This window comes from Microvirga arsenatis, assembly GCF_009910705.1.
Taxonomy (GTDB): Bacteria; Pseudomonadota; Alphaproteobacteria; order Rhizobiales; family Beijerinckiaceae; genus Microvirga; species Microvirga arsenatis.
On the sequence record NZ_JAAAXJ010000005.1, the window covers coordinates 150073 to 164030 of the forward strand.

Annotated in this window: 13 protein-coding genes and 1 other RNA gene; 5 read left to right on the plus strand and 9 right to left on the minus strand. The window is 66.3% G+C overall.

Annotation, left to right across the window (positions count from 1 at the left end; genetic code table 11):
- Positions 1 to 3 precede the first annotated feature (3 nt).
- From GR303_RS11875 to GR303_RS11905, 7 genes are all read right to left on the minus strand, one after another.
- Positions 4 to 234 carry a hypothetical protein gene (locus GR303_RS11875; RefSeq protein ID WP_161723433.1) on the minus strand — a complete coding sequence of 77 codons (231 nt, stop codon included), beginning with the start codon at positions 232 to 234 and terminating at the stop codon, positions 4 to 6.
- A 30-nt stretch (positions 235 to 264) separates the two neighbouring features.
- Positions 265 to 1410, minus strand: coding sequence for an ABC transporter permease (locus GR303_RS11880; protein ID WP_343038456.1), 1146 nt, complete (start codon positions 1408 to 1410; stop codon positions 265 to 267).
- 19 nt (positions 1411 to 1429) lie between these two features.
- Positions 1430 to 2545: a microcin C ABC transporter permease YejB gene (locus tag GR303_RS11885; protein ID WP_161723435.1), complete on the minus strand. Its 1116-nt coding sequence runs from the start codon at positions 2543 to 2545 to the stop codon at positions 1430 to 1432.
- Positions 2545 to 2937, minus strand: a complete 393-nt coding sequence (locus GR303_RS11890; RefSeq protein WP_425487109.1) for a DUF4260 domain-containing protein — start codon at positions 2935 to 2937, stop codon at positions 2545 to 2547. The genes GR303_RS11885 and GR303_RS11890 overlap by 1 nt, the downstream gene beginning before the upstream one ends.
- Positions 2938 to 2952: 15 nt before the next feature.
- Positions 2953 to 4836 (minus strand): extracellular solute-binding protein, encoded by a 1884-nt coding sequence (locus tag GR303_RS11895; protein WP_161723436.1) that lies wholly within the window; start codon positions 4834 to 4836, stop codon positions 2953 to 2955.
- Positions 4833 to 6677, minus strand: a complete 1845-nt coding sequence (locus tag GR303_RS11900) for an extracellular solute-binding protein (RefSeq protein WP_161723437.1) — start codon at positions 6675 to 6677, stop codon at positions 4833 to 4835. Before GR303_RS11900 ends, GR303_RS11895 begins: the two co-directional genes overlap by 4 nt.
- Positions 6678 to 6834: 157 nt before the next feature.
- Positions 6835 to 7374 carry a c-type cytochrome gene (locus GR303_RS11905; RefSeq protein ID WP_161723438.1) on the minus strand — a complete coding sequence of 180 codons (540 nt, stop codon included), beginning with the start codon at positions 7372 to 7374 and terminating at the stop codon, positions 6835 to 6837.
- 271 nt (positions 7375 to 7645) lie between these two features.
- On the opposite strand from GR303_RS11905, the gene GR303_RS11910 reads away from it, so the two are divergent.
- Genes GR303_RS11910 through GR303_RS11920 form a run of 3 tightly spaced genes read left to right on the plus strand, consistent with a single transcriptional unit; the run spans position 7646 to position 9770 of the window.
- Entirely contained in the window at positions 7646 to 8389 is a 744-nt protein-coding gene (locus GR303_RS11910) for a 3-deoxy-manno-octulosonate cytidylyltransferase (RefSeq protein ID WP_161723439.1), read from the plus strand.
- On the plus strand, positions 8386 to 9240 hold the full coding sequence (locus GR303_RS11915) for a prephenate dehydratase (RefSeq protein WP_161723440.1): 855 nt from the start codon (positions 8386 to 8388) through the stop codon (positions 9238 to 9240). The genes GR303_RS11910 and GR303_RS11915 overlap by 4 nt, the downstream gene beginning before the upstream one ends.
- A complete protein-coding gene (locus GR303_RS11920; RefSeq protein WP_161723441.1) occupies positions 9237 to 9770 on the plus strand; it encodes a GNAT family N-acetyltransferase in 534 nt (177 codons plus the stop codon). The genes GR303_RS11915 and GR303_RS11920 overlap by 4 nt, the downstream gene beginning before the upstream one ends.
- 608 nt (positions 9771 to 10378) lie before the next feature.
- On the opposite strand, the gene nudC is transcribed toward GR303_RS11920, so the two are convergent.
- On the minus strand, positions 10379 to 11281 hold the full coding sequence (gene nudC / locus GR303_RS11925) for an NAD(+) diphosphatase (RefSeq protein WP_161723442.1): 903 nt from the start codon (positions 11279 to 11281) through the stop codon (positions 10379 to 10381).
- Positions 11282 to 11284: 3 nt separating this feature from the next.
- Positions 11285 to 11695, minus strand: a complete 411-nt coding sequence (locus tag GR303_RS11930) for an HIT domain-containing protein (RefSeq protein WP_161723443.1) — start codon at positions 11693 to 11695, stop codon at positions 11285 to 11287.
- A gap of 317 nt (positions 11696 to 12012) precedes the next feature.
- On the opposite strand from GR303_RS11930, the gene ffs reads away from it, so the two are divergent.
- Both ffs and GR303_RS11940 read left to right on the plus strand, forming a co-directional pair.
- Positions 12013 to 12109: signal recognition particle sRNA small type (gene ffs, locus GR303_RS11935), an RNA gene on the plus strand.
- Between the two features lie 28 nt (positions 12110 to 12137).
- Positions 12138 to 13958 carry a DNA polymerase III subunit gamma/tau gene (locus GR303_RS11940; RefSeq protein ID WP_161723444.1) on the plus strand — a complete coding sequence of 607 codons (1821 nt, stop codon included), beginning with the start codon at positions 12138 to 12140 and terminating at the stop codon, positions 13956 to 13958.

The following is a 13958-nucleotide window of genomic DNA, read 5'->3' on the forward strand; positions in this document are numbered from 1 at the left end:
GGGTCATTCCCATTCATCCCTGAGATTGCGGATGCGTTCAACCGCTTTCGTCACAGAGGTCTTGCGCTCCTTGGCGGCACCATAGAACCGCATGAATGCTCTTCCCGCTTCCTTCCGAGGAGGGTCATCCTCTTGTTCGATTACTAGCGTCACAGGCTTTGAAGGATCCAATAATACCCGGAGATCCTCCGGCAGCTTATCGACCGTATAGTATTTCCTGATGATCTTATTCATATCGCACCTCTGAAGCACAGTAACACAAGATCATCGGAACGTCTTCCGCGGATCGAAGGCGTCGCGCACCGCTTCGCCGATGAAGATGAGAAGGCTGAGCATGATCGCGATCACGAAGAAGCCGGCGAGTCCCAGCCACGGCGCCTGGAGGTTGGCCTTGCCCTGGGCCAGCAGCTCGCCCAGCGACGGCGAGCCCGGCGGCAGGCCGAAGCCGAGGAAGTCGAGGGAGGTGAGCGTGGTGATCGAGCCGTTGATGATGAAGGGCATGAAGGTGAGCGTCGCCACCATCGCGTTCGGCAGGAGGTGCTTGAACATGATGGTGGCGTTGGAGAGACCCAGCGCACGGGCGGCGCGCACATATTCGAAGTTGCGCGCACGCAGGAACTCGGCGCGCACCACACCGACCAGCGACACCCAGGAGAAGAGCAGCAGGATGCCCAGCAGCACGAAGAAGCTCGGCGTGATCACGGCCGAGATGATGATGAGCAGGTAGAGCGAGGGGATCGCGGTCCAGATCTCGATGAAGCGCTGGAACAGGAGATCCGTCCAGCCGCCGTAATAGCCCTGCACGGCGCCGGCGAGGATGCCGATGATCGACGAGATGCCGGCGAGAATCAGGCCGAACAGCACGGAGATGCGGAAGCCGTAGATCAGGCGCGCGACCACGTCACGGCCCTGGTCGTCGGTGCCGAGCCAGTTCCACTCGATGTCCTTGCAGCCCGTGCCGCCGTTGCGCTCCGCGATCGGCCGGCACTGCTCGTCGGTGAGCATCCAGGTGGGCGGCGCGGGAGCCGGCACGGGAAGGTCGAGGTTGTGCGTGTTGTAGGAGAAGCGGACCGGCGCCCAGAGCAGCCAGCCGTTGTCCCGGATCTCCTTGGCGATCACCGGATCGCGGTAGTCGGTCTGCGCCAGGAAGCCGCCGAACTTCTCCTCCGGGTAGTCCACGAAGGCCGGATAGAGCAGCTCGCCCTTGTAGGAGGCCAGGATCGGCCTGTCGTTGGCGATGAACTCGGCGAAGAGGCTCAGGACGAACAGGACCATGAAGATCCAGAACGACCAGTAGCCGCGCCGGTTGGCCTTGAAGTTCTGGAGACGCCGCCGGTTGAGCGGGGAGAGCTTGATGAAGCCCTCCTTCGGCAGCGGCGGGGCCACGGGCGAGGCGGCGGGGGAAACGATGGGGACGTTCTCGTTCACCTCACGCCTCCCGGGTCTCGAAGTCGATCCGCGGATCGATCCAGGTATAGGTGAGGTCTGAGACGAGGTTCACCGCCAGTCCCAGCAGGGAGAAGATGTAGAGGCTGGCGAAGACCACCGGATAATCGCGGTTCACGATGGACTCGAAGGAGAGAAGGCCGAGGCCGTCGAGGGAGAAGATCGTCTCGATGAGGAGCGATCCGGCGAAGAAGGCGCTGATGAAGGCGCCGGGAAAGCCTGCGATCACGATGAGCATCGCATTGCGGAAGACGTGGCCGTAGAGCACCTGCCGCTCGGAGAGGCCCTTCATGCGCGCGGTGAGCACATATTGCTTGCGGATCTCGTCGAGAAACGAGTTCTTCGTGAGCAGGGTCGAGGTGGCGAACGCCCCGAGCGCCATGGCGGTGATCGGCAGCACGAGGTGCCAGAAGTAATCTGCGATCTGCATGTGCCAGGGCATGAAGGCCCAGTTCTCGGAGGTGAGGCCGCGCAGGGGAAAGATCTGCCAGAAGGAGCCGCCGGCGAAGAGCACGATCAGCAGGATCGCGAAGAGGAAGCCCGGGATCGCATAGCCGACGATGACCACGGCCGAGGTCCAGATGTCGAAGGACGAGCCGTCGCGCACCGCCTTCTTGATGCCGAGCGGAATCGAGATGGCATAGGAGAGGAGCGTCATCCAGAGGCCGAGGCTGATCGAGACGGGAAGCTTCTCCTTGATGAGCTCAAGAACGGAAATGTCGCGGAAATAGCTCTTGCCGAAGTCGAAGCGCGCATAGTCCCACAGCATCTTCAGGAAACGCTCGTGGGCCGGCCTGTCGAAGCCGAACTGCGCCTCGAGCTGCTTGATGAACTGCGGGTCGAGGCCCTGCGCGCCGCGATAGCGGGACGAGGAGGCGTCTCCCGCTCCCGCGCCGCCGGGAGCCTGCCCGCCGCCGGAGAAGTCGCCGCCCCCGCCCGAGATGCGCGAGGAGGTGCCGGCGTCCTGACCCTGCAGCTGCGCGATGATGCGCTCGACAGGACCGCCCGGGGCAAACTGCACCAGCACGAAGGAGATGAGCATGATCCCCAGGATGGTGGGGATCATGAGGAGGACGCGGCGCGCGATATAGGCCAGCATCAAGCGCCCGCGGGCTGGCGGCCGATGCGGCCGAGATGGGTGTCGTGGAAGCCGGACGCGTATTTCAAGCCATATCCCAACATGCGGTCGAATCCGATATGCGCCGCCCAGGTGGCGGCGATCCCCAGCAGCATAGAGTGATCGAGCCAAAGACCAAGCCCCGCCAGGACCGCAGGGCCGAGGGTGGTGTGAAGGGCATTGTAGGCCGCGGCGCCGACCCTCGGGCCGGCCGCATATCCCGCAAAGCTCACGTCAGGAAGCAAGAAAAGAACGAGGTAAAGCCACCAGGAGGCGCCGGCATAGGCGAAGGCAGCGGTGGCCAGGAGGAAGAGGGCGATGCCCTCCAGCCGCAGGAGCAGCCGGGGCATGTCCGCCTCGGCGCGTGTCGTCACGGATGTGTCCAAACCTTACCCTCGCCCGATCCGTTTGGCCTTCTCGGCATCGTACCACCAGGTCCAGGGCGCCCCCGAGCTGAAGCGCGGCTTCGTCTCCGGGCGGGAGAACTGGTCCCAATAGGCGAGCCATTCGCTGGCCCTGTACCACATTGGCACCCAATAGTGGCCTGAACGGAGGACCCGGTCCAGAGCGCGGCAGGCGGTGTTGAGCTCCTGGCGCGTCTTCGCATTGCCGAGCGTCTCGATCAGGGCGTCGACCACCGGATCGTCGATGCCGGCGATGTTCTGCGATCCGGGCCTCTTGCCCGATTCCGAGCCGTAGATGACACGCAGGCTGTCGCCCGGGGTCGGAGATCCGCTCAGGTTCCGGCTTGCCATGTCGAAGTCGTAGGCGTCCATCCGGGCCCGGTACTGGGCGGCATCGACGATGCGCGAAAAGGCATCGATGCCGAGGCGCTTCAGGTTGGCCTGGAACGGCTGGGTGTGGGGCTGAAGCGAGGGCTGGAAGTCCAGGAACTCGATCCGGAACGGCTGCCCGTTCGGCAGCTTGAGCGCGCCTCCCTCGCGCCTGCAGCCGGCCTCGCGCAGGAGTTCGTCCGCCCGGCGCAGGAGACGCCGGTCCTGTCCCGAGCCGTCGGAGACCGGCGGAGTCACGGGCTCGCCGTAGACGGAGGCGGGCAGCTTGCTGCGGAACGGCTCCAGGAGCGCGAGCTCCTCCGGCGAGGGCTTGCCCACGGCCTTCATGTCGCTGTTCTCGAAGAACGAGGTCGTTCGCTTGAACAGGCCGAACATGATGTTGGCGTTCGTCCATTCGAAGTCGAAGACGAGGCCGATGGCTTCGCGAATGCGCGGATCCTTGAAAGCCTCCCGCCGCGTGTTGAAGTACCAGCCCTGGATGGTCGCGGGGGCGTCGCTTGAGATCTCTTCCTTCTTGACGCGGCCTTCGCGAATGGCAGGAAAGTCGTAGCCGGTGGACCAGATGCGGGACGTGTATTCCTCGTTGTAGCTGAGGGTGCCGTTCTTGAAGGCTTCGAAGGCGACGGTTCTGTCGCGGAAATATTCGTAGCGAATGCGGTCGAAGTTGTTTTGCCCGACATTCACCGGGAGATCCTTGCCCCAGTAATCCGGCACGCGCTCGAACTCGATGAAGCGGCCCTGCTCGAAATGGCTGACCTTGTAGGGTCCGGAGCCGAGCGGCGCCTCCAGGGTCGATGCCTCGAAATCCCTTCCCTGCCAATAGCGCTCGGACAGGATCGGCAGGCCCGCGATGACGAGATGCAGGTCGCGGCTGCGCTGGGGCGTGAGCTGCACGCGCAGGATCTCGTCGGATTCCGCCTCGGCCGAGGCCATCTGCGTGAGCAGTTGGCTGAAGAGCGGGTGCCCCTTCGTCTTCAGGATATTCAGGGAGAAGGCCGCATCCCTTGCCGTCAGCCGCGATCCGTCATGGAAGCGTGCTTCCGGACGCAGGAGAAAACGGTAGGTCAGCTTGTCTTCCGACACACGGACGCTCCTGGCGGCGAGTCCATAGACAGCATCGGGCTCGTCGCCCAGAACGCCGATCCGCTCGCCGGAGGCCGTCATGAGGCTGTCGAAGGTCAGGCTCATCCCGGCCGCGCCGTCGCCCTTCAGCACGAAGATGTTGAGGGTGTTGAAGGTGTCGAAGTTCTGGTTGCCGATGGTCTGCTTGATCTGGACCGCGAGCGTGCCGCCTTTGGGAGCCGCAGGATTCACGAAGTCGAAATGCTTGAAGTCGGGCCCGTACTTCAGGTCTCCGAAGCTCGAGAGGCCATGCGTTTCCGTCTCGGTTCCCTGCGCCGGAGCAAGCCGTGGCAGAGCCGAAAGAGCGGCTGCGGCCGCCCCCGTCTTCAGGACGCTGCGGCGGCTGATCCGTCTCATCGCGGCGCTCCGGTCTTGGCGGCCTTGGCCTGGTCATGCCACCAGACCGTCGGGAAGGCGGCGCCGCCGTAGCGCGGCATGGTTTCGGGATGGCTGTAGCGGTCCCAGCGGGCGGTGCGCTGCTTGAGCGACGTCCATTGCGGGACGACGTAGTCGTGGGCGAGCAGGACCCGGTCGAGGGCCTTCGTGGCGGCCACGAGTTCCTCGCGGTCCTTCGCGAAGACGACCTTCTCGATCAGGGCATCGACCGCCGGATTCGCGATTCCGGCAAGATTGCGCGAGCCCTCGCGGTTCGCGGCCTGCGAGCCCCAGAATTCACGCTGTTCGTTCCCGGGAGACAGGGATTGAGGCCAGAGGCCGGTGGTGATGTCGAAGTCGAAGGACCGGGTCCGGTTGGTGTATTGAACATCGTCCACGGTGCGCACCGTGGCGACGATGCCGAGACGCTTGAGAACGTCCGCATAGGGCAGGAAGACGCGCTCGTCGTTGGGGCTGCTGCTGAGAAGCTCGACGCTGAAGACCTCGCCCTTGGCATTGACGCGCCGGCCGTTCTTCACCTCCCAGCCAGCTTCCTTGAGGAGGCGATCCGCCTCGCGCAGGTTGTTGCGGGTGGCTTCCGGCGAGTCGTTGACCGGGTTCCTGTAGGGCGCGGTGAAGACCGCAGGCGGAACCTTGTCCCGAACGGATTGGAGGATCTCCAGCTCCTTGCCCTCGGGCAGTCCCGATGACGCGAGCTCCAGCCCGTGGAAATAGCTCGAAGGCCGCTCATAGAGGCCGTAGAAGATCGTCTTGTTCAATTCCTCGAACGGAAAGGCGAGATTGAACGCCCTGCGGACGCGCTGGTCCTGAAACTTGTCGCGCCTGAGGTTCAGTACGAAGGCCTGCATCACGCCCGTCGCGCGGTACGGGAATTCCTCGAGCACCACGCGGCCTTCCTGCCGGGCCGGAAAGTCGTAGCCCGTCGCCCAGTTGCGGGCGCTGTTCTCGGAGCGGAAGTCGATGCGGTCGCCCTTGAAAGCCTCCAGCAGCACCGTGGCGTCGCGGTAGTATTCGTAGCGGATCTCGTCGAAGTTGTTCTGACCCACATTCACGTTGAGGGTCTCGCCCCAGTAATCCTTCACGCGCTCGTACACGGCGTTGCGGCCGGCCTCGAAGCTCTTGAGACGATAGGGGCCCGAGCCCAGGGGCGGCTCGAGGGTGGTCTGCGTGATGTCGCGCTTGCGCCCGTCCGGCGCCGTGCCCTCCCACCAGTGCTTCGGCAGCACGGTGAGCTGGCCCATGATCTGCGGCAGCTCGCGGTTGCCCTTCTCGTCGAAGGTGAACCTCACCTCGCGCTCGGCCACCTTCTCGGCCTTCGTGACGTTGGCGTAGTAGAAGGCATAGGTCGGGCTGTTGGTCTTGAGCGTCTCGAAGGAGAAGATCACGTCCTCCACCGTCACCGGCTTGCCGTCGTGCCAGCGCGCCTCGGGGCGCAGGCGGAAGGTGACGGAGGAGAAATCCTCCGGATAGGAGAACGCCTCCGCCAGGAGCCCATAGGCCGCGCTCGGCTCGTCGAGGGCGGAGGTGGTGAGGGTTTCGTAGATCAGCCCCAGGCCCTGCTCGGGGGCTCCCTTCACGCCGGCCACCACGATGTTGAAGCTGTCGAAGGTGCCTTGCGCCCCCAGGCGCACCAGCCCGCCCTTGGGGGCATTCGGGTTCACATAGTCGAAATGCTTGAACCCGGCCGGGTATTTGGGCTCGTCGAGCAGGGCCGCGCCGTGCCGCCACGGGGCTTCCTGGGCTGCGAGAGGCGTGAGGGCGAGGCAGGCAGCCAGGAGGCTTGGCAGGACAAGGCGGATCAAAGGCGTCTCCCGAACGATGAGGCGTCTGCTGTCAGGTACATTTTTGTGCACCCGGGGGCGAGCGCAAGGGACAACGCCTGAAAGGCGGGACTGGCTAAAAGAAAAGCCGGGCCCGAAGGCCCGGCTTTCTGGAGAAATGGCATGCGGGTAGAACCGCTTACTGCGAGGCCGGCAGCGGGACGGGGCTGTCGGACAGGGTGCGCAGATAGGCGAGGAGGTCGGCGCGCTCCTGGGCCTGGCCGATGCCGGCGAAGGCCATGATGGTGCCGGGCACCGCCTGCTTGGGGTTCTGGATGAAGGCGTTCAGGAACTCGTAATTCCACTCGCCGCCCTTGCCCTTCAGGGCGCCCGAATAGTTGAAGCCCGCATGGGAGGCGACGGGACGCCCGACCACGCCGTAGAGGTTCGGGCCGACCTTGTTGGCGCCGCCGTTCTCGAAGGTGTGGCAGGAGGCGCACTTCTTGGCCGCAGCCTGGCCCTTGGCCGGGTCGGCCTTGGCGAGGAGGACCGGCAGCGGCTCGGCCGCGGCGGCAGGAGCGCCGGCACCGGCGGCGGCTTCCTCGGGAGCTGGCAGGTCGTAGCCGGGAACGGCAGGCTTCTTGGGAGAAAACAGGCCGCCGGCGATGACGTTGACGCCGACCACGAAGAGGAGCGAACCGAAAACGGCGCCCGCAATCTTGTTCGTCTCGATATTCATGAGTGAGGCTCTCCTCGCCTTCGGATAACCGGCGAAACCAGCGCAGCAGAACGGATCCGCGGACAGACGCCCGCGACGGGGCGTTGCTTAGCCGTAGTCATGGGGTTTTGACAATGGGGTTCCCAGGACTTTTCGCCGTTCTCGTCGTCGCAGTTCGGCACTGCAACGTCGAGGGCCCGGCGAAGGTCCCGTGCGGCGGGGCTCTCGACCCATGACAAATGGTCCCTCCCTTGCTAAGGACCGCGCAGCTTTTTCCGTCGAAGGCCGCGTCATGTCCGATCCCCTCGTGCTCATTCCCGCCCGCCTGGCCGCGACCCGCCTGCCGAACAAGCCGCTGGCCGACATCGCGGGCGAGCCCATGATCGTGCATGTGTGGCGCCGGGCCGTGGAGGCGGGGATCGGCCCGGTGGCGGTCGCCACCGACGCGCCCGAGATCGCGGAGGCCGTCGTCCGGGCCGGCGGGCGGGCCGTGATGACCCGGGCCGACCACGCCTCCGGCTCCGACCGCATCTTCGAGGCTGTGGAAAAGCTCGACTCCGAGGGGCGCCACGACGTGGTGGTGAACGTGCAGGGCGATCTGCCGACGGTGGATCCCGCCGCCATCGCCGCCTCCATTGCCCCGCTGTCCGACTCGTCCGTCGATCTTGCGACCCTCGTGGCGGTGATCGAGCGGGACGAGGAGAAGACCAATCCCAACGTGGTGAAGATGGTGGGGAGCCAGGTCTCCCCAGGCCGCTTCCGGGCGCTCTACTTCACGCGGGCGACGGCCCCTTACGGCGATGGCCCGCTCTACCATCACATCGGCCTCTACGCCTATCGCCGCCGCGCGCTGCAGCGTTTCGTCGGCCTCAAGCCTTCGCCCCTGGAGATCCGCGAGAAGCTGGAGCAGCTGAGGGCCCTCGAAGCCGGCATGCGCATCGATGCCGTCGTGGTCGACGACGTGCCGCTGGGCGTCGACACCCCCCACGATCTGGAAAGGGCGCGTGCGATCATTGCGGCCAGGAGGACATCATGAAGAAGATCATCTCGTTCCAGGGAGAGCTGGGCGCCAACTCGCACACCGCCTGCGTGCAGGCGCGGCCCGACTGGGAGGTTCTGCCGTGCCCGACCTTCGAGGACGCCTTCGCGGCGGTGAACGAGGGATCGGCGGATCTCGGCATGATCCCGATCGAGAACTCCATCGCCGGCCGCGTGGCCGACATCCATCACCTCCTGCCGACCTCGGGCCTGCACATCGTCGGCGAGCACTTCCTGCCGATCCACTTTCACCTGATGGCGATCCCCGGAGCCGATCTCGGCACGATCAGGGACGTCTACAGCCATGTCCATGCGCTGGGGCAGTGCCGCAAGATCATCCGCAAGCTGGGCTTGAAAGCCCATGTGGCGGGCGACACCGCGGGCTCCGCGCGCGAGGTGGCGGAATGGAAGGACCCGACCCGCGCGTCGCTCTCGCCGCGCATGGCGGCCGACATCTACGGCCTGAAGATTCTGGCGGAGAACGTGGAGGACGAGGCGCACAACACCACCCGCTTCGTGATCCTGTCCAGGACGCCGCAATGGGCGCCGGCCGGGCAGGGGCCCACCGTGACCTCCTTCGTCTTCCGCGTCCGCAACCTGCCGGCCGCCCTCTACAAGGCGCTGGGCGGCTTCGCCACCAACGGCATCAACATGACGAAGCTCGAGAGCTACATGCTCGAAGGCGAGTTTTTGGCGACCCAGTTCTATGCCGAGGTCGACGGCCACCCGGAGGAGCCGGGCCTCAGGCGCGCCCTGGAGGAGCTGGAATTCTTCTCCCGCGAATTGCGCATTCTGGGCGTCTACCCGGCCGATCCGTTCCGGGAGAAGATGGGGGAAGCGGCGGAGTGACGATCCGGGTTCGCGAAGGGCGCGAGAGCGACATCGAGGGGATCGCCAAGGCCCATGTCCAGGGCTGGCGCGAATCCTACAAGGATTTTCTCAGCCCTGAGGCTCTTGCAGGCCTCTCCGTCGAAGAGCGGATGCGGATGTGGCAAAGGGCTCTGGCTGAGCCGGAACCTCGGGCCAGGCTCCTCGTGGCTGAAACGGATGACGGCGAGATCGTCGGCTTCATTCGAGGTGGACCAATCCGCAACAAGGAAGCCCGGCTTCTCGGGACCGAGGCCGAAATTTATGCGATCTATCTGCTCGACAGGATCAAGCGGCAGGGCATCGGTCGTCGGCTGATGCACGGCGTGTTCGATCACTTGACGCATCAAGGCTTTCGCTCTGTCGGCCTGTGGGTCCTGAAGGACAACCTCGGGGCTCGCCGTTTCTACGAGGCCTTGGGCGGCACGGCCGGGCCCGAGCAGTCCTTCGACCTGCGCGGTCAGATCGTCACCGAGGTCGCCTACCGGTTCGAACTCGCCGCGAAGGGTTGAACCTGCTCCACCGGCCTGACATCCCGGACGCCGAAGGCGAGCCGGGATCGCGTGCAGGAAAGGGCACGGACTACCCTCCCCCCTTTGCGGGGGAGGGTGGCGAGCGGAGCGAGCCGGGAGAGGGGGAGTTCTTCGCGTGAGCACGGCCCCTCTCCCGGCCTGCTGCGCAGGCCACCCTCTCCCGCTGCGGGGAGAGGGCAAGGTGCGGGGATGTGCAATGTTCTTACTTTGTTCTTGACAGTTGCTCTAAGCTCGGCTATAGCTACGGACATCCTCGTCCGGTGAGGGGCGCGCTCGCGAGGCGTCGCAGATGCGGGACGGGGCGCGGTCCCGCCGCAGGTCTCGCAATCCTGTGGTCGCGGGAGGCCGATCCTGGCCTGTTCCAGGTCCGCCTGAAAAGAACCGCGCGTGACGAGCAGTTCGGCTCTTCACCTTCCACCATTATCCATCGAGCCGGGCTGCACGACACGCCACCCTCGATCTCACCTGACGGCTCGCAGCACCCGCTGCGGGCCCGAAGGTGCTGGATCTGTGACATGCCAAGCAACAGTGTCATCCTGGACGGATCGCCTGCGGCGCCCGGGATGACGCCTCGAGCGAGAGGTCTCCTATTCCTTCACCCACTCCCGCAGCAGGAGGTTCGCGATGGCGATCGGGGCGGGGGCCAGGAAGCGGTCGTGGGCGCCCTCCAGCATGCGCCTGATGTCGTCCTTCGTGAACCAGCGGGCGTCCTCCAGTTCCTCCCCGTCGAAGGCGATCTCGTCGGTCAGCGCCTCGGCCTGGCAGCCGATCATGATGTTCGCCGGGAAGGGCCAAGGCTGGGAGGCGAGATAGCGCACTGCGCCCACCCGGATTCCGGCCTCCTCGAAGGTCTCCCGGCGCACCGCATCCTCGATGGTCTCGCCCGGCTCCAGGAAGCCCGCGAGGCAGGAATACATCTTTTCCGGGAAGCGCGGCTGGCGGCCCATCAGGCATCTGTCGCCGCGGGTCACCAGCATGATGACGACCGGATCGGTGCGCGGGAAATGCTGCGCATTGCAGGCGGCGCAGTCGCGGCGGAAGCCGGCCTGGGCGGCCTCGGTCGGTGCGCCGCAATTGGCGCAGAAGCGATGGCGGCGGTGCCAGTCGAGCAGGGACTTCGCCATGGCGAGCATCCCGAGCTCCTCCGGCGGCACCAGGCCGCGCACGGCGATGGAGCGCAGGTCGACGGCGGCGAAGGCCGGATCGTCCTGAAACAGCTCGGCCGCCTCGGGAGGCGCAAGGGTCGCGACCACCGGGCGGTCGTCCAGGGTGCCGAGAAGCACCTGTTCCCGATGGGCGGGAAGGCGCCCCAGCGCCCCGTGAGGCAGGAGGCTCGTCCCCGGCTCCCCCGCCTGCAGGATCGGCAGATCGCCCGCCAGGATCACCATGGCGGCTCGCGGATCCTGCGCGGCCTTGGCGAGCGCCTCCGGGTCCCGCTCCGCGCTGTGGCGGACGAGCGGGTTCGTGATGTAGCCGATGGGTCGGGTCATGGATCAGGCCGCCGCGAAAAGGGTGGCGGCGCGCTCGATCAGGGCGCTTGCCGCGTGGGGAGGGTAGGGCGTCCGGGTTCCGTGCCCCCAGACGGGGCCGGGCCAGGCCGGGTCGGAGCGGAAGCGCCCGATCACGTGGACATGGAGCTGGGTCACGATGTTGCCGAGCGCGCCCACGTTCACCTTGTCGGGCTTGGAGAGCTCCAGCATCACCTTGGTGGCGATGCGGATCTCCTGCATCAGCTGGGCGGCCTGTTCCTCCGTGAGGTCGGTGATCTCGCTCACCCCCGCGATGCGGGGCACCAGCACGAACCAGGGGAAGCGGGCATCGTTCAGGAGCAGGACCGAGGAGAGGGCGAGGTCGCCGACGGGGATCGTGTCGGCTTCGAGCCGGGAATCGAGCTGGAATGTCATGGGGCTATGTAACCGAGCCTGCGGCACCGTGTCAGCAGCCCTGGTTCGTCATCCTGGACGAAGCGGAGCACTCTTCTCCCTCCCCCTTGCGGGGAGGGGCAGGGGTGGGGGTGGTGCGACCGGGTGAGCATTGAAACAGGTCAGGTGCTGTAGCCGCCTTCATGCCCTCTGGATCGAGTAAGGCGCACCGACCCTCCGACCCCTACCCTCGATCCCTCCCCGCAAGGGGGAGGGAAGAAGATGCAGCCCCGGGATGACGGCCTTTGGATAAGTGTTTCCAACTTGCGTTTCCGGGCCGATGCCCTCATATAGCCGGTGGGAGGTTGGCGAGGGACGTCTCACTCGCCAACCGGGTCAGGTCCGGAAGGAAGCAGCCCTAACGAGACCGAACGGGTCTTCGTCCAGCCTCCCACCTCAAAGATTCTCCAAAGCCTTGCAGTCGATGGACGATACCACAGCCGGCACGCCCCTGAACGACGAGCCGGCCCTGCCGGGCTTCCCCGCCGCGCCTGCACCCGCTGCGCCGGCCTCCCCCTACCGCGTCCTTGCCCGAAAGTACCGTCCGCGCACCTTCGACGACCTGATCGGCCAGGAGGCGATGGTCCGCACCCTCTCGAACGCCTTCGAGACCGGCCGCATCCCGCAGGCCTGGATGCTCACCGGCGTCCGCGGCGTCGGCAAGACCACCACGGCCCGCATCCTGGCCCGCGGCCTCAACTACCAGAAGCCCGACGGCTCCGGGGCTCCGACCATCCACATGCCGGAGCTTGGCGTCCATTGCGAAGCCATCATGGAATCGCGGCACGTGGACGTGCTGGAGATGGACGCCGCCTCCCACACAGGCATCGACGACGTTCGCCAGATCATCGACGGCATCCGCTACTCGCCGGTCTCGGCCCGTTACAAGGTCTACATCATCGACGAGGTCCACATGCTCTCGGAGAAGGCGTTCAACGCCTTCCTGAAGACGCTTGAGGAGCCGCCGCCGCACGCGAAATTCATCTTCGCCACCACCGAGATCCGCAAGGTCCCGGTCACGATCCTGTCCCGCTGCCAGCGCTTCGACCTGCGCCGCATCGAGGCAGACAAGCTCGTGGCCCATCTCTCCCGCATCTGCGCGGCCGAGGGCGTCAAGGCGGATCCCGAAGCGCTGGCCGCCATCGCCCGCGCGGCGGAGGGCTCGGCGCGCGATTCCCTGTCGCTCATGGATCAGGCCATCGCCCATGGTGCCGGCGTGGTCACGCCCGAGACCGTGCGCGACATGCTGGGGCTCGCCGACCGCAGCCAGGTCATCGACCTCTTCGAGGCCGTGATGAAGGGCGACGTTCCGGCGGCCTTCGCGGGGCTTCGCGCGCAGTACGATGCAGGCGCCGACCCCGCTGTGATCCTCTCCGACCTCGCCGCCTTCTCCCACGTGGTCACCCGCCTCAAGCTGATCCCGGAAGCGGCCAAGGATCCGGCCCTCTCCGAGATCGAGCGCACCCGCGGCCTGGACTATGCCGGGAAGCTCTCCGTGCGCACCCTGTCGCGCGCCTGGCAGATCCTGCTCAAGGGCATCCCCGAGGTCCAGGCTTCGAACCGTCCCATCGCGGCGGCGGAGATGGTGCTCGTGCGCCTCGCCTATGCCGCCGACCTGCCGACGCCCGACGAAGCGCTGCGCGCCCTGAAGGACGGGGCTTCGCTGCCTGCGGGCGGCCCGGCGCCGGCTCCCTCGCGCCCCTCCGGGCCTGCCACCTCCGGCACCATGGCGCTCGCGACCTCGCAGGCCGAGCCGCAGCCGCGCTCGCAACCGGCTCCTGCAGAGCCGACCATGCGCCTGCGTCGCTTCGAGGACGTGGTGGCGCTCGCCGGCGAGAAGCGCGAGATCGTGCTGAAATCGCAGCTCGAACGCGACGTGCGCCTCGTGCGCTTCGAGGAGGGCCGCATCGAGCTCAGCCTCACCGAGACCGGCAGCCGCACCATCGCCAACGACCTCACCCGCGCCCTCCAGCAATGGACCGGGGAGCGCTGGATGGTGGCCCTCTCCTCGGAGGAGGGCGAGCCGACCCTGCATGAGAAGGCCCTGGCCGCAGAGCGCGAGCGCAAGGCGGGGGCGGCCAACCATCCGCTCGTGCAGGCGGTGCTCTCCAGGTTCCCCGGCGCGCAGATCGTGAACGTCATCGAGCGTTCCGAGAAGGCAGGCGAGGATGCGGAAACCGAGATCCTCGGCGAGGAGGATGCGGCGGCGGCGCACGAGACCGAGCAAGACGACGATCTGTTCTAA

Coding starts and splice junctions, on each gene's coding strand:
- GR303_RS11930 (WP_161723443.1), bottom strand. CDS start 11,695: ATGACATTCCAGCTCGATTCCCGGCTCGAAGCCGACACGATCCCCGTC.
- GR303_RS11905 (WP_161723438.1), bottom strand. CDS start 7,374: ATGAATATCGAGACGAACAAGATTGCGGGCGCCGTTTTCGGTTCGCTC.
- GR303_RS11910 (WP_161723439.1), top strand. CDS start 7,646: ATGTCCGATCCCCTCGTGCTCATTCCCGCCCGCCTGGCCGCGACCCGC.
- GR303_RS11895 (WP_161723436.1), bottom strand. CDS start 4,836: ATGAGACGGATCAGCCGCCGCAGCGTCCTGAAGACGGGGGCGGCCGCA.
- GR303_RS11885 (WP_161723435.1), bottom strand. CDS start 2,545: ATGCTGGCCTATATCGCGCGCCGCGTCCTCCTCATGATCCCCACCATC.
- GR303_RS11940 (WP_161723444.1), top strand. CDS start 12,138: ATGGACGATACCACAGCCGGCACGCCCCTGAACGACGAGCCGGCCCTG.
- GR303_RS11915 (WP_161723440.1), top strand. CDS start 8,386: ATGAAGAAGATCATCTCGTTCCAGGGAGAGCTGGGCGCCAACTCGCAC.
- nudC (WP_161723442.1), bottom strand. CDS start 11,281: ATGACCCGACCCATCGGCTACATCACGAACCCGCTCGTCCGCCACAGC.
- GR303_RS11875 (WP_161723433.1), bottom strand. CDS start 234: ATGAATAAGATCATCAGGAAATACTATACGGTCGATAAGCTGCCGGAG.